At 65.3% G+C, this 16,113-nt stretch carries 8 protein-coding genes and 1 pseudogene; 3 read left to right on the top strand and 6 right to left on the bottom strand.

Translation table 11 applies throughout. The features are described from left to right. Positions 1-222: 222 nt before the first annotated feature. Together LH62_RS28065 and LH62_RS05100 are read right to left on the bottom strand one after the other, a co-directional pair. Positions 223-2,490, bottom strand: coding sequence for a PAS domain S-box protein (locus tag LH62_RS28065; RefSeq protein WP_052213727.1), 2,268 nt, complete (start codon positions 2,488-2,490; stop codon positions 223-225). Positions 2,491-2,736: 246 nt separating this feature from the next. Then, entirely contained in the window at positions 2,737-3,792 is a 1,056-nt protein-coding gene (locus tag LH62_RS05100) for an HWE histidine kinase domain-containing protein (protein ID WP_082012359.1), read from the bottom strand. Between the two features lie 439 nt (positions 3,793-4,231). Here LH62_RS05100 and LH62_RS05095 point away from each other — a divergent pair, with 439 nt between their 5' ends. Then, on the top strand, positions 4,232-5,410 hold the full coding sequence (locus LH62_RS05095) for a GAF domain-containing sensor histidine kinase (protein WP_043359699.1): 1,179 nt from the start codon (positions 4,232-4,234) through the stop codon (positions 5,408-5,410). 442 nt (positions 5,411-5,852) lie between these two features. On the opposite strand, the gene LH62_RS28060 is transcribed toward LH62_RS05095, so the two are convergent. The 3 genes from LH62_RS28060 to LH62_RS05080 form a co-directional block, all read right to left on the bottom strand. Continuing rightward, positions 5,853-9,785: a PAS domain S-box protein gene (locus tag LH62_RS28060; protein WP_052213726.1), complete on the bottom strand. Its 3,933-nt coding sequence runs from the start codon at positions 9,783-9,785 to the stop codon at positions 5,853-5,855. Next, the gene (locus tag LH62_RS05085; protein ID WP_043359697.1) at positions 9,782-10,432 is read right to left on the bottom strand and encodes a hypothetical protein; all 651 of its coding nucleotides are present in this window, start codon (positions 10,430-10,432) and stop codon (positions 9,782-9,784) included. The genes LH62_RS28060 and LH62_RS05085 overlap by 4 nt, the downstream gene beginning before the upstream one ends. A 112-nt stretch (positions 10,433-10,544) precedes the next feature. After that, positions 10,545-12,983: a PAS domain-containing protein gene (locus LH62_RS05080; protein ID WP_144404382.1), complete on the bottom strand. Its 2,439-nt coding sequence runs from the start codon at positions 12,981-12,983 to the stop codon at positions 10,545-10,547. Between the two features lie 633 nt (positions 12,984-13,616). Here LH62_RS05080 and LH62_RS05075 point away from each other — a divergent pair. Further along, positions 13,617-15,299 carry a sensor histidine kinase gene (locus LH62_RS05075; protein WP_052213724.1) on the top strand — a complete coding sequence of 561 codons (1,683 nt, stop codon included), beginning with the start codon at positions 13,617-13,619 and terminating at the stop codon, positions 15,297-15,299. A 32-nt stretch (positions 15,300-15,331) separates the two neighbouring features. Continuing rightward, positions 15,332-15,766: pseudogene (locus LH62_RS32625) on the top strand (DoxX family protein). Between the two features lie 44 nt (positions 15,767-15,810). Here the strand turns inward: LH62_RS32625 and LH62_RS05065 are convergent. Then, positions 15,811-16,098, bottom strand: coding sequence for a cation transporter dimerization domain-containing protein (locus LH62_RS05065; protein WP_043359695.1), 288 nt, complete (start codon positions 16,096-16,098; stop codon positions 15,811-15,813). Between the last annotated feature and the right edge of the window lie 15 nt (positions 16,099-16,113).

Genomic DNA, 16,113 nt, shown 5'->3' with positions numbered 1-16,113 from the left:
CTGCCTATGTCCGCTTTCCGGGATGTCGCCAAGCCAATCTGCTGACCGCAACGGGCGTCAAGCTGCCCTCGAAGAGCTTCGCTCCTAAGTTTGCAATCCACCCTGAGCGGTCATCCACCAGGGCGGTTGGTATTAGTTACTCATTGGAATGGGCAATCCGCCGGTGACGAAAACCGGCCGCATCCTTCAGCCTCGCAGGGCCAGCAGAACCCTGTTTTCTGCCTAGGGTTCAATGGCTAGTTTGACCATCTTCGGTATTGGCAGCAGCGGGACCTCGATCTCGCATACGAGCCCGGAGGTCTCCCAGGCGAGCGACACCGTCCCGCCGAGTTGACGTCGGACCGTCCCGTCCAGCACTCGTGTGCCGAAGCCACGCCGTTCTGGATTTCCCTCGAGTAGTGGTCCGCCGCTTTCCGCCCAGCGGAACCGAAGCACCTCGGTCGGCCAGCCCTCTTTCTCCCAAGTAATTGCGATGCGGCCGGTCGGAGTCGAGAGGCCGCCGTACTTAATCGCGTTGGTGGCGAGTTCGTGGATCGCCATGGCGAAGGGCTGGGCTGCCCTGGCCGGAAGCGCTACGGTCGGCCCACTCGCTTCGGCCTGGGGACCACCCGCGGCACCGACCTCAAAGAACGCAGCCAACTCTCCCCGCAGCAGAGTCCGGAGGTCCGCTCCGATCCAGTGGTCGTTGGCGAGCATCGTTTGTGCCCGCGCCAACGCCGAGATCCGTCCCTCGATCGCCTTGATGTAGCTCGGCAGGTCGAGAGCACGCGTCAGCCTCAGCGCCGCACCCACCACTGACAGAGCGTTCTTGGCTCGGTGGTCCACCTCGCGCATGAGCAGGGCCTGCCTCTCCTCGGCCGCCTTTCGCGCCGTAACGTCTTGGCCAATCTTGAGAAAGCCCCGTATCCGGTCGTCTGGTCCGCGTAGCGCCGTGACGCTCCCCTCGATGAACACCCGCTGCCCGTCCTTGCGCAGGTGCCAGCCCACATTCGGGCACATCCCCTCCCGGCGTGCCGTCGCCATCTCCCGGTCCGGAACGCCCGCCTCGCGGTCCTCCGGGGTGAAGAGCACGGCGGCGGGCTGGCCCAAAACCTCCTCCGCGCTCCAGCCGAAAACGTGCGCTGCGCCGGGCATCCAGGCATCGATCCGGTGGTCAGGATCTGTGGTGAAGATGGCGTAGTCGTGGATACCCTCGAGGATCAGGCGCAGCCGCTCCTCACTGTCGCGCAGCGCAGCCTCCGCAACCTTGGCCTCGGTGACGTCTACCACGGTCCCGATGTAGCGCGAGGCCTGCCTTCCCTGACGTTCGGCGCAGCGGCCACGCGCCAGCAACCAGCGCGTGGCACCGTCGGGGAGGATGAGGCGGAACCCCGTCTCGTAGTCTGAGCACGAGGCGAGTGCCCCGGCGACGTGCGCCTCCACTGCGTGGCGATCGCTTGGATGGATGTGGTCGAACAGCGGGGCGAGCGTCACCCCGGCGGCGGCGGCATCGAGGTGGATGCCGTAGAGGCGGGCGAAGTGCTCGTCGGCCGTGACAACGCCTGCAACCACGTCCCACTCAAAGAAGCCGATCAGGCCGGTCTCCAGGGCGATCTGCTGGCGCTCTGTGCTCGCCCGCAGCCGCTTTGCCGCCTCGTGTCGCTCTGTAACGTTGCGCAATAGGACGGCAGCCTGTCCTGGTCCCAGCCGGTACACAATGAGTTCCAGCCATCGGTTGGCTGGGGGGAAGTACCGCTCGATGTGCGTCGGTTCGCCCGTCTCCACCACCCGACCGAAGGCCTCAATCCAAAATGGTGTCTCCTCGGGCGGAAAAATCTCGGTCGCACGCTTGCCGACGATCATCGCCCTTGGGAAGCCCGTATGCCGCTCCCATGCAGCGTTGATGTCGACATAGCGGAAGTCGACCGTCCGTCCGTCCGGGGCACGGATCACCTCTATGATCTCGAAGCCCTCGCCCATGTGGTCGAAGACGTCGCGCCAGCGCGTCTCGCTCTCCCGTCGGGCCGCCTCAGCGAGGACCCGACCGGTGGTTTCGATTGCGGTGTTGAGAATGCCCGCAACATTCCCCGTCTCATCTCGGATGGGACTGAAGCTATAATCAAACCACGCCTCCTCCGGCACTCCGCTGCGAGTGAGCGTAAACCGCACGTCTTTGAACGAGACGGTTTCGCCGGACATCGCCAGCCGGAGTTGGGGGGCGATGGTCTCGCGCACCTCTGGCCAAACCTCGAGAATGGAGCGGCCGAGCGCCTCAGGCTTCTCACCCAGCCGTTCCCGGTAAGCGTCGTTGTAAGCAGCGACGGTAAGATCGGAGCCCCAAAGAAGCACGTTTGCGAACGGCAGCGCGAGCACGAGGGACGCGGCTGTCCTCAGGCAGCCTGACCAGCCCTCGACGGGCCCGAGGGAAGTTCTGAACCAGTCGAAGGCTCGCATGCGAGCGCCCATCTCGCCGCCGCCCGCGAGAAAACCAGGCTGGGCCTCAGCATCCACGCGCGGGATCCTGCCGATCCTCGGGGTTGTCCAACTCCCGTTGGTGGGCCGCTCCACGCTTTCGTTCATCCCCCTGCGGATGGAGTCTGGCGCGCATAACCTCACCAGTGCTGCGGCCGCGGCCGGGGACAACGTGCCTATCGATAAACGCCGCGAGTACAGGCGATCGGGAGACGTTATGGGTCTGTGTGAGGGGCACTCGAAAAACCTCTTGTAACCTTATTTCCAGTTCGACCCTGACCATTGTCACAGCGCCTCGCTACGCACTGTGCTGAGTGCCACGTTGATCTCGCATCGGAAGCCGGAGGGCTCAAACTGTAGTCGAGTCTCGGCAGCCAGTTCCTGGGGCAAGCCACGCTCCAGCAAGCGGGAGCCGAACCCACGAGATGGCGATAGCCTTGGCAGGGTTGGCCCACCCATTTCGATCCAACGGAACTTCAGGAGATCGCCTCGAGCGCCTGGCTCGATGTCCCATTGAAGCCGGACATGTCCGCCGGGCATCGAGAGCGCGCCGTGGGTCGCCGCGTTCACCGCCAACTCGTTCAATGCCAAGCCTAGCGCGACTGCCGCGCCAGGGCGCAGCGCGACCTCTGGCCCCTCGACCTGTACGCGGTTGGGACCATCCACCGAGTAGGCTGTGACTTGCGCCTTTGCCAGTTCACCCAGGGGGACGCCCGTCCAACGTCGGGAGGCCAGGAGCTTGTGGACACGGGCCAGGGCTCTCAGGCGGCGCTGAAAGGCGGCCTTGAACTCCAGTGCCGTTTCCACCCCGCGCACCGTTTGGGCGGCGAAGGATTCGACAGCGGCCAGGGTGTTGTTCACACGGTGATTGACCTCGGCGGACAACCGTTCTTGCCGCTCCTCCGCGCGCCTGCGCTCGGTCAGGTCACGCTGCGCGGCGATCCAATGCGTAATGCGGCCGTCCGCCAGCACCGGGGTGATAAGCCATTCGACGAGGTACTCGGTGCCATCTTTGCGGTAGTTGATGGCCTCCCCCTGGAAGCTCTCACCCGCTCTGAGTGCCGCCCGCAACGCGTCCATGACGGCGCGGTCCGTGTTCGGCCCCTGAAGCATGCGCGGCGTCCGGCCCAGCACCTCCTCTAGCGCGTAGCCGGTCATACGGGTGAAAGCGGGATTGACGTACTCTATGTGGGGGCCGGGTGGGTCGAGCTCAGGGCCAGTGATGACGATCGCCTCGCCGATGGCTTCGACGGCCCTACGCAGCAGGGGGGAGGCGATCCCGAGCCGATGCGGCAATGGCTGGGCATCGCTCTCGTCGTCGTTTCCTTTGGCGTTGGTCATCGGGGTCCGGTTCGGTTGGCGCTTCGCTCCAGGCCACCAATGGCGCTGACAGGTAACCAACCGTCCGCAGCTTCAATAGTTTAGGGGGGGGCGTCTTAACTTGCAGTCGCCAGGACAGGCAAGCATGGATGGCAAACTTAAGTTTCCTCTCCAGGAACGAAGCCTGAGGGGCTCGCGGGATTGATTGCGGCGGCTCCGGAGACGTTGGCAAGGCCATTTGCCCGGAATGGTATATTGGGAGCCCTACCAAATAATCAGCGCAACGGACGCTCCTTTTTATGTTGCAACGGGCAAGATCGGACGAGGCCATCCGGGATAGTACCAGATTGGCTTCTGGGATCGTTGCGGCAAGGTGCCAGATAGGTCGGGGGCGCCGTCCAACCGCGACACCAGTACCCAACCATGCCTATTCTTCGTTGACTGGGCAGCAGGCTTGCACATGGAACGAGATTTCAAGCAGGACATAGCCGCGGTGGGCGGCATCAAAGCTGTCCCGACGATACTAGACGTCGTCTGCCGCACGACTGGCATGCGCTTCGCCGCGGTCGCGCGGGTGACCGAGGACCGATGGATCGCGTGCAGCGTGCGCGACGGCATCGCGTTCGGCTTGGCGCCGGGTGGGGAGCTCGACGTAGAAACCACCCTCTGCCACGAGATCAGGCAGAGCGGGCAGGCCATCGTCATCGATAACGTCGCCGAGGACACGACCTACTGTAACCACCACACGCCTGCCACCTACGGGTTGCAGAGCTACATCTCGGTGCCGATCCGCCTCGCGGACGGCTCCTTCTTCGGCACATTGTGCGCTATCGATCCCGAACCGCACAGGCTGAATACGCCGGAAACCATCAGCATGTTCGAGATGTTCGCCGAGATCATCGGCTACCATCTGACGGCCATCGATCGCCTGAGCGCCTCCGAGGAGAACCTGCTCGATGAGCGCAAGGCGGCCGCGCTCCGCGAACAGTTTATCGCCGTCCTGGGCCACGACCTGCGCAACCCGCTAGCGGCGATCGACAGCGGCGCCCGCCTGCTGCTCAAGACATCATTGGACGACAGGGCCACCTCCCTCGTCGGCATGATCCAAAGCAGCGCCGCCCGCATGGCTGGTCTCATCGACGACGTGATGGACCTCGCCCGCAGCCGCCTGGGCGGTGGTCTGACGCTGAACCACAGGCATGACGAGCCGCTAGGGCCGATACTCCGGCAGGTGGTCGCGGAGTTGCAGGTCAGCATGCCGGGTCGGATGATCGAAGCTCGGTTCGAGCTTCCAGAGACCGTCAACTGCGACGGCCGTCGGATCGCGCAGCTTGCCTCCAACCTGCTAGGCAATGCCCTGACCCACGGGGCGCCCGACCGGCCGGTGCGGGTGAATTCTCTGACGGCGGATGGCTGGTTCGAGCTCTCCGTCGCCAATGCCGGTGATCCAATCCCCGTCACGGTCTTAGCCAGCATATTCGAGCCCTTCACCCGCGGAGCGCATCGCCCAAACTCGAAGGGACTAGGACTCGGGTTGTACATCGCTCACCAGATTGCCAAGGCCCATGGCGGCGAGATCGACGTCATGTCGACGGCAGAGGAAACTTGCTTCACCTTCCGGATGCCAGTGAGCGATTGACAGTGTCTGGCAGTGCCCGGCCGCTACTCGCGACCTTCTGGCTCTGATGCCCTCTGGCTCGCCGACGATGAGATACCGGCCAGCCGGGGAACATCTACGAGGCCATCGCCCTTCATCGCGACGGGTAGCGATGCCTACGAAGCCTATGTTGCTCTCCAAGTCCGGCAGACCAGCAGCTCAATGACCTGGAAGATTGATAGGACTCTCGCCGCGAATGAACCTATCCAGATCCGGGCTCGCGGTAGCGCCGCGCCAGTCTAGCAGATCGTCGCAGCGCCCAGCAGCAGCGCCGGGGCGAGAACGAGGACCACAAGGAACGCCAGGTAGGTGCGTAGACGCATCATCCTCCGCTCGCCGCCCGGTGCGGAAACGGTGCAGTCACTCTGGCCTACGGCGACTGTCGGTGCCTGCGATCCCGCAGGCGACAGAACACTGCCGTTCTTCACGCCGGGTCCTGGACGATCATGGCGCGGATCCTGGCGGCGAGCGCCTCCATCGCAAAAGGTTTGGCGACCACCTGCATGCCCGGCTCAAGCGTGTCGCTGCCAATGACGGCAGCCTCCGCATAGCCAGTGATGTACAGCACTTTCAGCCCTGGCCGCCGCTGCCGGGCTGCCTCCGCAAGCTGCCGCCCGTTCATTCCACCGGGCAGGCCCACATCGGTGACTAGCAGGTCGACTCGCCGTTCTGCTTGGAGGACACGCAGGCCCTCTTGGCCATCAGCCGCTTCAATGGCCCGGTAGCCCAGTTCCCCGAGCACCTCCGCGATCAGCATACGGATGACCGGTTCGTCGTCCACGACAACCACCGTCGCCCCGAACTCCGCACCAACCATATCTTCGGTGCGGGGTTGCCTGTCGTAGCCGATCGCCTCACCCATGTGGCGGGGCAGGTAGATGTGCACCGTCGTGCCCCGCCCCACCTCACTATCGATGCGGACCTGCCCGCCCGACTGCTGGGCGAAGCCGTAGACCATGGACAGCCCGAGGCCAGTGCCCTGGCCTACCGGCTTCGTCGTGAAGAACGGCTCGAAGACGCGCTCGAGCACGTGGGGCTGCATACCAGAGCCGGTGTCGGCGACGGAGACCATCACGTAGTCGCCCGGTTTCAGACCCCGGCTTCGCGCGGCCTGTGCATCGCCCAGGTGCTTATTCACGGCCTCAATCGTCAAAAATCCGCCATCTGGCATGGCGTCACGGGCATTGATAGCCAGGTTGAGCAGCGCGCTCTCAAGCTGGTGCGGGTCGCAGAGCGTCGTCCACAGATCCGACTTGGTCGCGGTGCTGACCTCGATCGCGGGTCCGACAGTGCGGCGGATGAGGTCCTCCATGGAGGCGGCGAGCGCCGCAATGCCGGTGGACCTGGGTTCGAGTGTCTGGCGTCGAGAGAAGGCCAACAAGCGGTGAGTGAGCGCTGCTGCACGGTCCGCCGACGCCTGGGCTGCATCGAGGTAACGATCCAGTTCGCCCGTGCGCCCCTGGGCGATCCGCCTGCGCATCAGGGCCAAGCTGCCGACGATGCCGGTCAAGAGGTTGTTGAAGTCGTGTGCCAGCCCGCCAGTGAGTTGGCCGACCGCCTCCATCTTCTGGCTCTGGCGAAGGGCTTCTTCCGTTCGCCGCAGCGCTTCGGCCGCCGCTTTCTGGTCGGTGATGTCCCGGCCAGTGGCGTAGATTATATCGCCCGCAGGCGCCGCCACCCAGGAGATATGGCGGATGCTGCCGTCCTTGTGTCGGTAGCGGTTCTCGACGCGGGGTGTCCCGCCTGCCGCGGCAAGCTCATAGGCCTCGACCGTCTCCTGGTGATCCTCCTCAACGACGAACTCGTTCACATGATGGCCGACAAGATTTTCCTTCGAGTAGCCCAGCAGGGTTGTCCCGGCTGGGTTCACGCGCTGGATGACGCCGTTGAAGCCGATTACCAGCATGAGGTCCGGCGAGGTCTCCCACATGCGATCGCGCTCGGCCGTGCGCTCTGTGACCCGGGCCTCCAGTTGCTCGTTGAGGTCGAGCAGAGCCTCCTCGGCCATCTTCCGATCGTGGATGTCGACGTCATTGCCAAGCCAGCCGCTGATCTCGCCTCCCTCGTTGCGGAGCGGCATGGCGAGCATATGGAACCACCTGTACTCCCCGTCGTGGCGGCGCAGCCGAGCCTCTATCTCGTAGACCCGGCCGTGCTCGCGGGCATCCTGCCATGCCACTTGAAGGCGATCCGCGTCCTCGGGGTGGACCACCTCTGCCCAGCCGAATGCCAACCCGCCGTCGGCTGCCTGGCCGGTGTACTCGTACCAGGCGTTGTTCAGGTAGCTAAGCGCGCCATCCGGGTGGCCGAACCAGACGATGGCGGGGGAGAAGTCGGCGAGTTGCCGGAACCGGGCCTCGCTCTCCCGCAGTCGCGCTTCGCTCTCGGCTAGGGCGCGTTGTGCCCGCCTGCGGTCGGTGATGTCGTGCACAACCAGCACCGCGCCGGTGACTTCTCGACCGATGACGATCGGTGCGTTTGAGCATGCGACATCGAGGGTGGCGCCGGTCTTGCAAAAGAAGACGTCCTCGTGGTCGCGCAGCACCTCACCGGACATGAGTGCCGCGACGAGCGGGCATTCACTGGCCGGAAACCAGCGGCCATCCGGGTGATGATGATGGAGAAGATCATGCAGGACGCGGCCCACCAGTTCGCCATTCTCCCAACCAAACATTCGCTCGGCGGCAGGGTTGGTGAAGGTAATGCGGCCATCGCGGTCCATGAGGAACAGCGCCTCGGCAGCGTGGTCGGTGATGGTGGCCAGGAGGTTCTTCTGCCGCCGCTGTTCCGTATCGGCGCGCAGCCGCTCGCGCACGGCCGCGACCTGCTGGGCAAGGGTGCCGAAGAAGGCAAGGTCGGCTTCGGAGAAGCGATCTCGATGCCGAGTGCCGAATGACAGTGTCCCCAGCAGCCGTCCACCAGCAATCAGTGGAAATGACACGTAGGCACGAACCCCGAGCCGCCGGGCAAGATCTAAGCGCGGATCGGCCGAGGACAGGATGTCCGTCGCATGCATGGGCTCCAGGGTGCGGGCGACGTAACTGCACACGCAGTCATCATACATCCGGAGCCGCGCGAGCTCGCCCCTGGCTCCTTTGGTGACACCAAAAGAGGAGGCCAGGCTTAGGTGACTACCATCCTCGTCCATGACGAAGCTGAGGGAAACGTCGATGCCGAGATCTGCCGCTAGTGATTGGAAGAGAGGCGCCAGTACCTCGTCGGGATCCTTGGCGTCCAGCAGCCGGGCCGCGGTTTGCGCGACGACCTCGAGGCGGCGGGCGCGCGTGCGCAGCATGTGCTCGTCATGCTTGCGCGGGCTGATATCGCGGTAGAAGACCGCGATGCCCTCTGGTCCCGGGTAGGCGCGGATCTCAAGCCAGAGGTCGGTCCCGCCCGTGACGTAGTGGTTCTCCAAGGTCACCGGCACGCGCTCGGTCATGCAGCGCCGGTAAGCAGCCTCTACATGTGTGCCGACGGTCGCGGGCCAAAGCTCCCAATGGCTTCGACCGAGGATCTTCTCCTCGGAACGGCCGTCGATCTCGAGTCCTTTGGCGTTGATCCGGATGACGCGGAAGTCGCGGTCGAGCGCGAGGAATGCCTCCCCCATGGCCTCCAGGATGTCGTCCGCGCGTGCCTCAGCCGCCCGAGCCTCTTCCATAGTGCGCTGCTGCTCGGTCCGGTCCCGCAAAATTTTTAGAAAGCCGCGGACCTCGCCGTCCAAGAGCGGCATCATGAGGCCGCTAGCCCAGAAGCGCGAGCCGTCCTTCCTGAGGTGCCAGCGTTCGTCTGACGCTCTGCCGTGCTCAAGCGCCCCGTCCATTTCGGCTTCATGAACGCCCGCAGCGCGGTCCTCGGGCGTGAAGATGATCTTGGCAGGTTCTCCGAGGATCTCGACTTCCTCCCAGCCCAGGATGCGGCGCGCGCCCTCGTTCCAGGAGATAATCCTGCCGGACAGATCTATGCTCAAGATGGCGTAGTCGATTGCGCTCTCCAAGATGAGGCGGTGGAGTTCGGAGCTCTTCCGGAGCGCAGCTTGGCTCAGACGCAGGTCGGCGTTGGCTCGAACCAGCGCCGCATTCAGTGCCTCGACTGAGGCGAGCTCGGCTTCTGCCCCCAAACGAGCTTGCTCATTCAGGGCCGCGGCATCGGTCGCTGCTGCGCATATCTGCCGCATCTCGACCTGAGCGGCCGCGAGTTCTGCCTCCCGACCGGCCGCGTCGTTCGGCGCCGGTCCAACGACGCCGCCCGCCGTCCCGAGCAGACTGTCAAGGCGCCGCACCTCGGCTTCCAACTCGGCCCTGCGCTGCCGCAGCCGCTCGAGTTCGGCCCCATCCAAGCCATCAGCGGGAGTGCTCACGACGTTATTTCCAAGACCTGCCTGGTGCGGGCCTCGGCGAGTTCATAGACCCGTGGGCGCGAGAAGCCGACCAGACGCCTGGACATCAGGTCCAGCACCCGATCCAGTTCGTCGCCGTCGATGCCGTCCCGCGCCATCCAGCCAGCGACCATGCCCTCGGGGGTCTCCTCCCCGCAGGTCATCCAGCTAGAGGCCGGGGCGCCATGGCACTCGTCCCATTGGCTGTACCAGAGCCTCCAGCGCGTCCTGGCTGCGTCGTCGCGCGGCAGACCGGTGAGGCATCCCTGCGGCAGGTAGCCGATGGCGACATTGGCGCAGCGAGGCGGACCGGGCTGACGGCGCACGTCCCAGACCAGCACGGCGTCCTCGGGCCGCATGCAGCCTTCGACGAGGCGAGCCGGGAACAAGGTCAGCGTTGGGCAGGTTTCGGAAACCTTGCCCAGGCCCCACCATCGCTCAGGCCAGGAAGAGACAGGTGTGGTCTCGAGCATCTCGACCAGCGCCCGCAGGGCACCGCTCGGGCCGTCACCGGCACCAATGTCTCGCGCCCGACGCCGGGACAGCACCCCGGCATGGTCCAAGGCCGCTTGCCAGACTCCGCCAAACAGCGTCTCCAGCCGCGGAACCAGATCGCCCCCTTCGTCCATGGTAACCCCCGCGCCTCACGGGGACGTTATACGTTCAACTTACCTAGGCAGGAAGCGCCTATGTGATGGGGCATCGTAACGGTCGGCGGGAGTGTCGAACTCACAAATCTTCTTAAATTTTTGGGGCGTCTCCGGATTGCTCCAGCAGTTCCGCCAAGCACCGGGCCAACTCGTCGCCGCTCACGGGCTTGCGCAGCAGCTTGTAACTGTGTTCGTCGCTGCCACGAGTTCCGGCCCCGGCGACCCCGCCCGCATACCCGGTCAGGAGGACAGCGGCGAGACCAGGACGACGGCGCTGCGCCTCGGCAATGAGGGCTGCCCCGTGCATCCGAGGCATGGACAGGTCGGAGACCAGGGCATCCACGGCCTCGCCCGCATCGAGCAGAGCCAGCGCGGTCTCGGCGTCCCGTGCCTGGATCACCTCGTTGCCGCGTTCCGCCAGGTCACGGGCCAGCATCTCCCGCACGAGATTCTCGTCGTCGACCAGCAGGATACGGAGCCCGGTGCTGCGCTCAGTCGCAACGCCGGATGCCTGTTCCACCCCGATGACGGCATCGGCGACAGGCAACCAGAGCGTCACGGTTGTGCCGCGCTCCGGCGCACTCGTGATATGCAGGCCGCCGCCGCTCTGCTCGGCGAAGCCACGCGCCATGGCGAGGCCGAGCCCGGTGCCCTTGCCCGGCTCCTTGGTCGTGAAGAAGGGTTCGGAGGCGCGGGCCAGCGTCCCGACATCCATGCCGCAGCCGGTGTCGACCACGGACAGCCGGACGTACGATCCCGGTCGCAGGGTAACCGGGCGGGCCGCCTCGTCGCTGGGTGCGACCCGCTCACCTATGGCCGACAAGGTTAAGGTTCCAACGCTCTCCATGGCGTCCCGTGCATTAGTGGCCAGGTTCACGAGCACCGTTTCCAACTGCCCCTTGTCGGCCATCATTGACGGCAGTTCACCCGGCGCTTCGACCTGGATCTCAAGCCCATGACCCAGGGTATGGGACAAGATTTCACGGGTGCTCTCCAGCAGAGCCACGGTGTCGACCGGCTCCGCCCGTAGCTCCCCGCGTCGGGAGAAGGTCAGCAGGCGGCGGGTAACTCCGGTCCCGCGCTCCGTGGCGTCGATGAGCATACGGACGAGTTGCCGCACCACTTCGGCGTCATTGGCCCGGCGCTGGATCAGGCCAGCACCACTCCGGATGGCCTGCAAGACGTTGTTGATGTCGTGCGCAACGCCACCAGCAAGCTGGCCAAGCGCCTCCATGCGCTGGACGTGTGCCAAGCGGGCCTGTGTCTCCTGCAAGTCCCGCGTCCGCTCCGCGACCAGGAGCTCGAGCTCGACCCTGCTGTCCACCAGGCTCGCCTCTGCCCGCTTGCGTCTGGTAATGTCGATAGACGTTCCGACTAGGCCAATGACGTTGCCCGACGCGTCCCGCAGCGGCGCCTTTGTCGATAGCCAGACCGCCGGGGTGCCGTCCGCCAATCTGACCTCTTCCTCGACCTGCTCGGCGATGCCGTTTTCCATGATCCGGCGGTCGTTGGCCATCACCGCCTCAGCCTGCTGCTTGTCGCTAAGGAACTCGGCGTCCGTCCTGCCCAGGAACTCCTCGCGTGGCCTTCCGACGAGGCGCGACGTGCCCTCATTGGCGAGCAGCATGCGGCCCTGCCGGTCTTTGGCGTAGACCACTCCTGGAACGGCTTCGGCGAAGGTCCGCAGCAAGGCCGTGGCGCGGTCGCGCTCAGCTTCCACGGCATGGCGCTGCTCGATGTCGAGCAGCACGCCCGGGAAGCGCAGCGGGATTCCATCGGGCGCGAGGTCCACACGGCCATTCGCCTCGATCCAGCGGTAGACGCCGTCGTGCTGACGAACCCGGTACTCGCAACGGTAGGGGCCGCCGCGCTGAAGCGCCTTGCCGACAGCCTCCATTACGCGTGGCCTATCCTCGGGATGGATCGACGCCGCTACCTGATCGAGGCCGAGCCCTGCTTGGCATTCCCCGGCGTCGAGCCCGAACGAGCGGGCGAAACGCTCGTCGGCGGTGAAGCAATCGGTCGGCACATCCCAAACCCAGGTTCCGATGATAGCGCCTGCGTCGAGCGCCAACTGCACCCGCTCCGCCGCCAACCGGGCAGTCTCATTACTGACAGCAAGAGCCACCTCGGTCTCGCGCTGCTCGGTGATGTCCATGGTGACACCGAAGATTGAGCCGGGCCGCCCAAGGTCGGCAGCCACCTGTGCACGGCTCAGTAGCCGACGGATGCTCCCATCGGGTCGGAGCACGCGGTACTCAATCTCCGTGGAGCCGCCTTCGCGCATGAGACGGGCGAAGTCACTGGCCAAGCGGGCTTGGTCATCGGGGTGCAGGCGACTAAGCCAAGCCGCGTGATCGAAACGACTGCCCGGCGGCAGGCCAAAGAGGATGCGCAGGCCGTCATCACAGCGGGCAACCTGATCCGACCCGATCTCGAACAGGTGGATGCCTCCAGCATCCTGTGCCCGCCGCAGACGAGCCACGACCCCGACGGCCTCATCTCCGAGCATGTCAGGATTGCCGAACAACGGTTGCCTTGCCCTCAGCGAACGCCCCGTCACAAGTAGCAGCGCTAACGGCAACCGGCTACTTGCCTGGGGTCTGCGTGAAGGCTTTGGACCGGATCATCACTGGAGAAAGCCGTTAACTGAAAAATTCAGGCGGTCACCCAACCCTGGATAGAATGAACAAGCAGCAGATCTCCAGGCATCTCGAACTAACTCCCTGTCGAGCGGCCGGGGCTCCCCGTCATCGTCGTGACCGGCTCTCCGCCGCCGGGCGGCCTCGCCGATCTCCACAGGTGCGGCGGGAGCCATAGCTCCCTCACACTGCTCCACAAGCCGATCAACTATAACGACTTGGTCGCCGACGTCCGGAGTGCGTTGGAGGGTCCTTCTGGTCCTCCCAAGCCGTAGAGGCCAGTCGGCCAATACGGCTTTAGCGTCCCTCCCGCTTTGCTCAGACGGAGGCCTGGGCCTTCCCACAGCCAAGACACCGCTCCTGCCGCCCGAGTATCGCTGACACGGCATCGACCCGAGACCCGGCTGCGGGGGCCATAAAGAGCCTTTCTGGGCCAGCCGCAAGAACTCTCACCTTTCCGTCAGGCTGATCGAACCACCCTCCAAACATTGTACCGGTGGTACGCGTTAGAGTGGCCGGTCATGGACGAGGCAGGCGAGGAGCAGCAGGCCAACAGGCGGCAAAAGCCGGACCCAGCCAAGGCGCTGGAGCAGGCGCTTGCCGACGCCGACACCGCACGGGCGGCTGCTGAAGAGGCAAGGGCCGAAGCCTATACCTACGCCCTGGAGCGGGAGGCAACCCTACGGGAACTTGCCGAAGCGAGGGACGAGGTTAGGCGGGAGCGCACGCAGGCGACGGCGCTTGTCCAGGCCAACGAGGCCCTGGAGCGCGCGAACCGCGATCTCGAAGCGCGTGTGGCTGAACGCATGGCGGCGATCGCCGAGGTCAATGCCATGCTGCGGGCAGCGGCGGACACGCTGCCTCATCTGGTCTGGAGCGCCCTGCCGGGCGGCGCATGGCGCTACGCCAACCGGCGCTGGGTCGAGCATACCGGGATGACGGCAGAGGAGGTGCTCGGGTTCGGCTGGCTGGATGCCGTTCACCCCGACGACCGAGAGCACGTCACGGAAGCGTGGAAGGCTGCCGTGATCCGCGGCGAGTTGCGGGTTGAGCACCGGCTGCGCGGCCGGGACGGCACCTTCGAGTGGTTCGAGACCCGCGCGCTGCCCCTGCGCGGTCAGAGGTGGGGACGGGAGGGTGACCTGGAGCGTTGGTTTGGCACCTCCACCAACATTGAGGAGGCCAAGCGGGCCGAAGCGGCACTGCGGATGAGCGAGGCCCGCTTCCGCGGCTTCGCCGAAACCACGGACGATGTGGTCTGGATCGTCAATGCAGCTACCGGCCGCATTGAATACCTCAGCCCGGCTTACGAGCGTGTTTGTGGCGAACCACGCGCCGCCGTCGTTGGGGCACCATGCCACCGGCCTGAACTGCTGCACCCGGACGACCGCGCCCGAGTGGCGGAAGCGCTCGCCCAGGCGCCCGCGGGCCGTCGGTTCGATATCGAGTACCGAATCGTGCGGCCCAACGACGGCACCGTGCGCTGGATCCGGGACGTGGGCTTCCCGGTGCGGGGTGAGGATGGCCGCACCCTCTGGTTCGCTGGGCTGGCGCGTGACATCACGGGGCGCAAGGAGGCCGAGGCCCGCCAGGGTCTGCTCCTGGGCGAACTGAACCACCGCGTCAAAAATGCGCTCGCCACCGTGCAGTCGATCGCCTCGCAGACGGCGCGGAGTACGGAGATCCCTGAGGCCTTCCGGAAAACGTTCCAGTCGCGGCTGCTCGCTCTCGCACAGGCGCATGGTCTGCTAACGCAGCGGGCGTGGCAGGATGCCTCGCTGCATGACCTGATTCACCGCACCCTGGCTCCACATGCGGATGGTAGAGACCTGTCCAACCGTGTGCAAATCGATGGACTTGAGGTCTGGCTCCGGCCCGAGGCCGCTATCGCGATGCACATGGCTCTGCACGAGCTTGCCACCAACGCCACCAAGTATGGCGCGTTCTCCGTTCCTGGCGGACGTGTCGAGGTCAGTTGGCTCTGCACCAACGGCAACGGGGATAGCCCGAATCTTCTCGAATTCCTTTGGCGCGAGTGGGGCGGGCCGAAGGTCAAGGCGCCCACTCGCATCGGCTTCGGCTCGCGCCTGCTCCAGCGTGGCTTGGTCCAACAGTTCGGCGCCAACACCGAACTTTCCTTCGCACCTGAAGGCGTCGAGTTTCGCTTCGCGGCGCCGTTGGGCGGGGGGCTCAGGCACACCTAGGCACCAGCGCAGTGCAAACATAGGGAAGAACTATGAAGACCCAGACTCTCGCTGCCGAATGGGCGCCACGCCTGCTCAGCGTACTCCGCATTGTCGCCGCGCTCATCTTTCTCGAACACGGCACGCAAAAGCTTTTCGGCTTCCCGCCACGCATGGGAGGAGCCGTAACTGGCCCAGACATCTTCACGCTGCTCTGGTTCGCTGCGGTGATTTAGCTCGTCGGCGGCGTGCTGTTGCTGGTTGGCCTGTTCACCCGGCCGGTTGCCTTCCTCCTGGCGGGTGAGATGGCCTTCGCCTACTTCATCGGCCATGCGCCACGGAACTTCTTCCCCGCTCTGAACGGCGGCGGCGCTGCGATCCTCTACTGCTTTGTGTTCCTCTACATGGCCGCTGCGGGCGGCGGGACCTGGAGCCTTGATCACGCCAGAGACCGGCGTACCGTCGGTTGGGAAGCGGCCGCTCGATAAAGGCCGGAACGGGGGCGCGGTCACTCCGCGGCCCCGGACTGCGGTTAGGGCAGAACGAGCACGCCCGGTTGCTTGGACTTGTGCGGTGGCTCGACATGAATAGTGATTAACGCGGTGCCGGTTTCCTCGCGGTGGGCGTACTCGACCGACTCACAGATGTCGTGCGCCTCGCCAACCGACATCTCTCTGGGCACAACCAGGTGGAACTCAATGAAGGTGACCCGGCCTGCATGCCGATCCCGGAAGTCGTGCGGCTCACTCGCGCCGTTCGCGGACACTGAGATGACAGCCCCGATGCGGTCTAGCGTCTCCTGAGCCGGGGCGGCGTCCATCAGCTACACGCTGAT

This window comes from Belnapia sp. F-4-1 (genome assembly GCF_000802185.1).
Taxonomy (GTDB): Bacteria; Pseudomonadota; Alphaproteobacteria; order Acetobacterales; family Acetobacteraceae; genus Belnapia.
The sequence above is the reverse complement of the archived record's forward strand: the minus strand, read 5'-3'. Positions and strand labels throughout refer to the sequence as shown.